Annotated in this window: 5 protein-coding genes and 1 tRNA gene; 4 read left to right on the top strand and 2 right to left on the bottom strand. The window is 60.5% G+C overall.

What is annotated here, in order from left to right; all coding sequences use genetic code 11:
• Nucleotides 1-131 precede the first annotated feature (131 nt).
• Nucleotides 132-1,556, bottom strand: a complete 1,425-nt coding sequence (gene mltF / locus ACJWXQ_RS07050; RefSeq protein WP_346052521.1) for a membrane-bound lytic murein transglycosylase MltF — start codon at nucleotides 1,554-1,556, stop codon at nucleotides 132-134.
• Between the two features lie 338 nt (nucleotides 1,557-1,894).
• Here mltF and ACJWXQ_RS07045 point away from each other — a divergent pair.
• Nucleotides 1,895-1,983, top strand: a tRNA-Ser gene (locus ACJWXQ_RS07045).
• A gap of 208 nt (nucleotides 1,984-2,191) precedes the next feature.
• Nucleotides 2,192-3,343, top strand: coding sequence for a PQQ-dependent sugar dehydrogenase (locus ACJWXQ_RS07040; protein ID WP_346052523.1), 1,152 nt, complete (start codon nucleotides 2,192-2,194; stop codon nucleotides 3,341-3,343).
• An 82-nt stretch (nucleotides 3,344-3,425) separates the two neighbouring features.
• Here the strand turns inward: ACJWXQ_RS07040 and ACJWXQ_RS07035 are convergent, their stop codons facing one another.
• The gene (locus tag ACJWXQ_RS07035) at nucleotides 3,426-4,055 is read right to left on the bottom strand and encodes a hypothetical protein (RefSeq protein ID WP_346052525.1); all 630 of its coding nucleotides are present in this window, start codon (nucleotides 4,053-4,055) and stop codon (nucleotides 3,426-3,428) included.
• 176 nt (nucleotides 4,056-4,231) lie between these two features.
• Here ACJWXQ_RS07035 and hemN point away from each other — a divergent pair, with 176 nt between their 5' ends.
• Together hemN and ACJWXQ_RS07025 are read left to right on the top strand one after the other, a co-directional pair.
• Nucleotides 4,232-5,611: an oxygen-independent coproporphyrinogen III oxidase gene (gene hemN / locus ACJWXQ_RS07030; RefSeq protein ID WP_406672455.1), complete on the top strand. Its 1,380-nt coding sequence runs from the start codon at nucleotides 4,232-4,234 to the stop codon at nucleotides 5,609-5,611.
• Nucleotides 5,612-5,711: 100 nt separating this feature from the next.
• The coding region (locus ACJWXQ_RS07025) for a hypothetical protein (protein WP_406672454.1) at nucleotides 5,712-5,930 on the top strand (219 nt) is incomplete at its 3' end.

Genomic DNA, 5,930 nt, shown 5'->3' with positions numbered 1-5,930 from the left:
GGTGCTGAGAGCGCCTGCTTCAGCATTGCATTGCTTGCCCGTAGCACAGAGGCTACTGTGCTGCGCAATGCGCCTTGAATCAGACGCTCTCAGCGCCAACTGCGGGCGCGAATGAATTAATCAGAGGTTCCCTAATCTCCGTCCTCACCCAGCTCTTCCTCAATAACGACTCCATCAGGGGCACGGGTTTCCTCTGCCAACCGTTCCTCGTCGTCGTCCTCCTTGGGCATCATCCAGGAGAGGATGTCGTAATAGCGGCGGATATTGTCCACATAGATGACCGGTTCCCGCCCGCGGGCATAGCCGTAGCGGGTCTGCGTGTAATACTGGCGCTGGCTCAGCAGGGGCAGATGGTCTCTCACATCCATCCAGCGGTCAGGGTTCGCACCCTTCTGCTCGGTGAGCATGCGGGCATCCATCAAGTGGTAAAAGCCGACGTTATAGGCAGCCAGCGCCATCCAGCTCCGGTCCGGTTCTTCGATCTCCGGCGGCAATCGATCCCGGACCTGCCGGAAATAGCGGGCCCCGCCGAAGATACTCTCCTGAGGGTCGATTCGGTTTTGCACGCCCAGGTCCGAAGCCGTGCGTTGGGTCAGCATCATGATCCCGCGTACCCCCGTGGGAGAGACGGCACGCGGATTCCAGTGGGATTCCTGATAGCCGATGGCCGCCAGCAAGCGCCAGTCCAGGGAATTGTCATCGGCGGCAGTCTCGAACAGATGCCGGTACGTTGGCAGCCGGTTGTCGATATGGCGCATGAAAATGCGCGTGCCGACATAGTCGAAGCGTTCGGTGTGGCCAAAATGCCGGTCATGGAGCTGAGCCAGAGTCCCGCGGCGTTCCATGCGCTGGATGAATTCATTCGCGGCGGTACGCAGGCTGTTGTCGCGGTTTTTGGGAAAGGCCCAGGCCAGGGGTTCCGGCTCAGCCAGATCGAAGGCGGCGCGCAGTTCGGGGTAGTAACGGCGGTTCATGTGCAGCTCCACCGAGTCGGCCACGGTGTAGTCGAGTTCCCGCTCGGCCACCCGAATCAGTAATTCCTCACTCTCCACCCCATCGATAGCCTTCCATTCCAGCTCGGGATAGTCCTCCGCCAGCTGCTGCAGGGTTTCTTCATGGCTGCTTCCCGCCACCACCGCGACGGTGCCATCCAATTCATCCAGGGAACGGGGCCGGCTGCGGCCAAAGCGATACACGAGCTGTTGGGTGACTTCCTGATAGGGCTCACCAAATCGTACCCGCTCCTGACGGCGATCGGTGATCGACAGACCCGCCGCGGCCAGGTGGGCCTCACCGGATTCAAGCTGACGGAATATCTCGTTTACACCATCCGGGACGGTGATACGTAAATCCACGCCCAGATGGTCCGCAAAGCGCTGGGCCAAATCGAACTCCATGCCGGTGGGTCCATCGGCATCGATGTAGTAAGTCGTCGGACTGTTGCGGGTCAGAACATGCAGCTCACCACGGCTCTGCACCTGCTCCAACAGGGAAGGGGGCAGGGAGCAGGTACCCAGTAGCAGGGCCAGTCCTGTGGTCAGCCAGATCCGCAGCAATCGTTGTCCTCCAAGGATTATGTAACATCCATTGTAGCGATTTGCCCCCGGAATTTTCTTCGGGGCCCTTCAAGCCGGTCGCGCCGCTTTTGGTGCTCTGTTAGAATCTGCGGGCTCCGGCTGCAAGGACAACCCCCGAAACGGGTTGCCCCGCAACATTTTGCCAGCCTGGGCCGCTACACGCCCGGCTGACGTCACCCCGAGGGTGGCACGGCCCGACGAACGGCGCCGGTCTGTCCCCTGAGACAGCCCGCCCGCGCCAATGTTGCGAACGGAGGATCAGTCCACCAAGGCTCAATGCCGCTGGTGGACGCTGAGTTAAGGTAAGTTGTTGAATCGGAGAGGTGCCGGAGTGGTCGAACGGGGCGGTCTCGAAAACCGTTGACCCCTCAGGGGTCCGAGGGTTCGAATCCCTCCCTCTCCGCCATTTTCAGAGATGTCACCACATTCTCGGTGGCCATCCTCCCCGCACTCAGCACTCAGCACTCAGCACCCAGCACTACTCCCCCCTAACCCCTCACTCCTAACCCCAACACTGTACGAATCCGAACTACCAGCTATCCTTGCCTGTCACACATCCCGTATTTCCCAATCCGCCAGTTCTCGCAATTACACAAGAATAATTGGAGGAAATCATGAGAAAACAGTCACTTACCGCGGCTGGCCTGCTGCTCTCCCTGACGCTGCCGCTGTCCCAGGCGGGCGCCCAGGAGGTCGTGGAGCGCAGTGTCGGCTCTGAATACGAGCAATTTCGCCTGGTGAAGGTCGTCGATGGGCTGACCCACCCCTGGGCGGTGGGCTTTCTGCCGGATGGCCGCAAGCTGGTGACCGAGCGCCCGGGCGCTATCTACGTGGTGGAAGACGGCAGCAAGACCGCGCTGGAGGGGCTGCCGGAGGTCCATGTGGCCAACCAGGGCGGCATGCTCGATATCGTTGTCCATCCGGACTACGAGGACAACGGCTGGATCTACATGACCTATTCCAAGGGTGACAGTGACGGGACGGTACCTGCCCTGGCCCGCGCACGCCTGGATGGAAACAGCCTGGTGGATTTCGAGGAACTCTTCGAGTCCAACACCTACACCAGCCCCGGCCGCCACTATGGCTCCCGGGTTGTCTTTCTTGATGACGGTACCCTGCTGATGACGATCGGCGATCGCGGTGCCGAGCCCATGCGTTCGCAGGACACCCAGGATCATTCGGGCACGGTGGTTCGCCTCAATGCCGACGGCAGCGTCCCCGAGGACAATCCCTTCGTTGATGACGACGACTATGCCCCGGAGATCTGGTCCTACGGTCATCGCAACATTCAGGGTATCGTCAAGCACCCGGAAACCGGGCAGATCTGGGCCACCGAGCACGGCCCGCGAGGCAGTGATGAGCTCAACCTGATCGAGCCGGGCAACAACTACGGCTGGCCGGTTGTGACCCTGGGTCGGGACTATCGCACGGAAGGCGAGTTCGGGGATGCCCGCTCGCGGGATCATCAGGCCTATGGCATGAAGCCGCCGGTCTTTGAATTCCTGCCGACCCTGGCCCCCTCGGGCCTGGCAGTCGTGCATGGAGACAGCTTTGGCAACTGGGACGGTAATCTGCTTGCGGGCGGGCTGCGCGCCCAGCGAATCCTGCGTCTGGTGGTTGAGGATTCGGAGGTCGTGCACGCCGAAGAGCTACTGCTCCGGCGAATCGGCAGGATTCGTGACGTTCGTCAGGGCCCGGACGGCAATATCTATATCCTCAACGACCAGTCCGATGCGGCCCTGTATCGTCTGGAGCCGGCAAGCTGAGGACAGGTCCGATATTGTCTTGATCAAGGGCGTTGCAAGGGGCGGGTGGCGCAAGCCACCCGCCCTTTTTCATGAACGGTCGCTAGGCCGGGTCCAGTTCCAGGATTCGCTGTCGCAGGGGGGCGGGGATATCCGGGTCTTCCAGAATAACGTGCCGATCCAGTACCACCACGGGGACGGATTGTCGGCCCATTGCGGCGAGCATGGCCAGTCGATGGGAGCCGCCATTGCGGATCAGATAGCGGGGCGAACGATAGACCATGATGGGATCCCCATCATCCGTGCGGAACCCCTCGTTTTGAAGACTGCGGAATGTCAGCATGCACTTTGCCAGCTTGCGTTTGGCGTTGAGACGTCCGCGTCGACGAACCCGCTCCTGATACCAGGCCAGATGCGGATGCCATCGCAGCAAGGCGCCTTCATCCTCAAGCATCAGGCGGAATAGCGGCCACTGCAGGGCCAGCTCCTCCCGAATGACCAGTTCATGAATCGGCATCTCTCCCAGCGGGAAATGCCCCCTGGCAGCCAGTGAGCACAGTGGCCGCAATATCGACCGACGGACCTCAAGAGAGCCATGGTCGCTGGCCATGCCTTGCGGCCAGTCTGCGGGCAGGGCAGGGACTTGCGGTGCGTCCTCGGAGGTGGGCAGCAGCGGGGCGGTCAGCAATCGTGTCCCAATCTGGAAAAGTCTGACTCGATCCCGCAGATTCACGCTACTCTCCCCAGTTCAGCATCCTTGCAAGCAGGACATCACCCGAGCCGTCAGTTTAACGGCTTTTCAGCCGGCACTCGACTTGACGACTGCTTGACACAGGTCAAAGGTTTCCCCGCCGGGGCTGTATAGCATGTCTCTCATCGTGGACAGACCTTCACAGGATGGCGAGACCCATGCCCTTTGACCCAGATCTGATGCGCCGATACGACGTCCGCGGGCCGCGGTACACCTCTTATCCCACGGCCCTGCAGTTTTCGGACGAATTTGGCGAAGAAGCCTACCGGGAGATGGTGCGAATCTCCAATGAAGAGCCCATCCCTCGCGATCTCTCCCTCTATGTGCATTTGCCCTTCTGTCAGGAGGCCTGCTGGTACTGCGCCTGCCACCGCAGCATCACCCGCCGGTCCGATCGGGGGCATCGATATCTCGGGCATCTGGCCGAGGAATTGCACCGCCAGGCGGCATTGTTTGACCCGGACCGCAAGCTGCGACAGCTGCACCTGGGTGGCGGCACCCCGACCTTTCACAGCCCGGCCGAGCTGCAGGGCCTGATGAATGCCGTGTCCAGCGCCTTCAACCTGGCCGCCCCCGAAGAACGGGAGTTCTCCGTGGAGATCGATCCACGTTCGGTCTCCGAGCAGGATCTGGCCAGTCTTGTGGAGACGGGCTTCAATCGCATGTCACTGGGAATTCAGGATTTCGATCGGCGCGTGCAGGAAGCGGTCAACCGCATCCAGCCCTTTGCCATGGTGGCCGACCAGGTAGCGGCTGCGCGAGAGGCCGGCGTCGGCGGACTGAGCTTTGATCTGATCTACGGTCTGCCCCGTCAGAGCATGGAAGGATTTGCCCACACCCTGGACCAGGTCATCGAACTGGCACCGGACCGGCTCTCCATCTACGCTTATGCCCACATGCCCGACCGTTTTCCGGTTCAACGCCTGATTGACGGTGACAGCCTGCCCAATGCGGAATTGCGACTCAGCCTCCTGACATTGGCGGTGGATAAATTGAGCCAGGCCGGCTATGAGCATATCGGCATGGATCACTTCGCCCGACCCGGCGATCCCTTGGTCAAGGCCCGTGACCAGGGCGAACTGCAACGCAATTTTCAGGGTTACTCAACCCATGCCGAGTGTGATCTGATCGGTCTGGGTGCCAGTGCCATTGGCAAGGTCGGCGATTGTTTCAGCCAGAACCTGACCGAGATCCGTCAATGGCAGAAGGCGGTCAAAGAAGGGCGCTTGCCTATTGCAAGGGGGCTCGTGCTGACCGCCGATGACCGCATCCGTCAGCATGTAATTCAGTCCATCATGTGCAATGGCATCGTGGATGCCAGACAGGTGGGGCGTCGTCATCACATTGATTTCTGGACTTACTTTTCCGATACCCTGCCGGCCCTGGAAACCATGGCGACGGATGGCTTGCTCACGCTGGACAAAGACGGTTTCTCCGTTACCAGTGCCGGGCGTTTTCTGCTTCGAAACGTGGCCATGCTGTTCGACGCCTACAATGCTCCGGCCAAGGGACAGCAGCGATTTTCCCGAGTGATCTGAACAAGCCGGAGAAGCGCTTTCAATCCTCGTGGTGTCAGGCCAGCGTGCGCTGTCTCGTCTGACACCGCGACTGTTGCGAATCCAGTTGGAGTGACAAGACGTGAATGATAAACGGCAGGTGGAAGGCACCGAGCTGGATGCCCTGTTCAGCCCCTTCTTTCTCGGTGCCTATGGGGAAAACGATGAGATATTCGAAAAACTGATCCTGGAATTTTTCCGGGATCATGTTTATTGGCGCCGGAATCTCCATCCCCAGGACACCCCGCCCATCCCCATTCAGGTGCTTCACTCCGAGGGCTATCTGGCCTTCGTGGACAAG

This window comes from Natronospira sp., from assembly GCF_007134575.1.
GTDB classification, from domain to species: domain Bacteria; phylum Pseudomonadota; class Gammaproteobacteria; order Natronospirales; family Natronospiraceae; genus Natronospira; species Natronospira elongata.
This window is presented reverse-complemented; position numbering and strand designations above follow the sequence as displayed.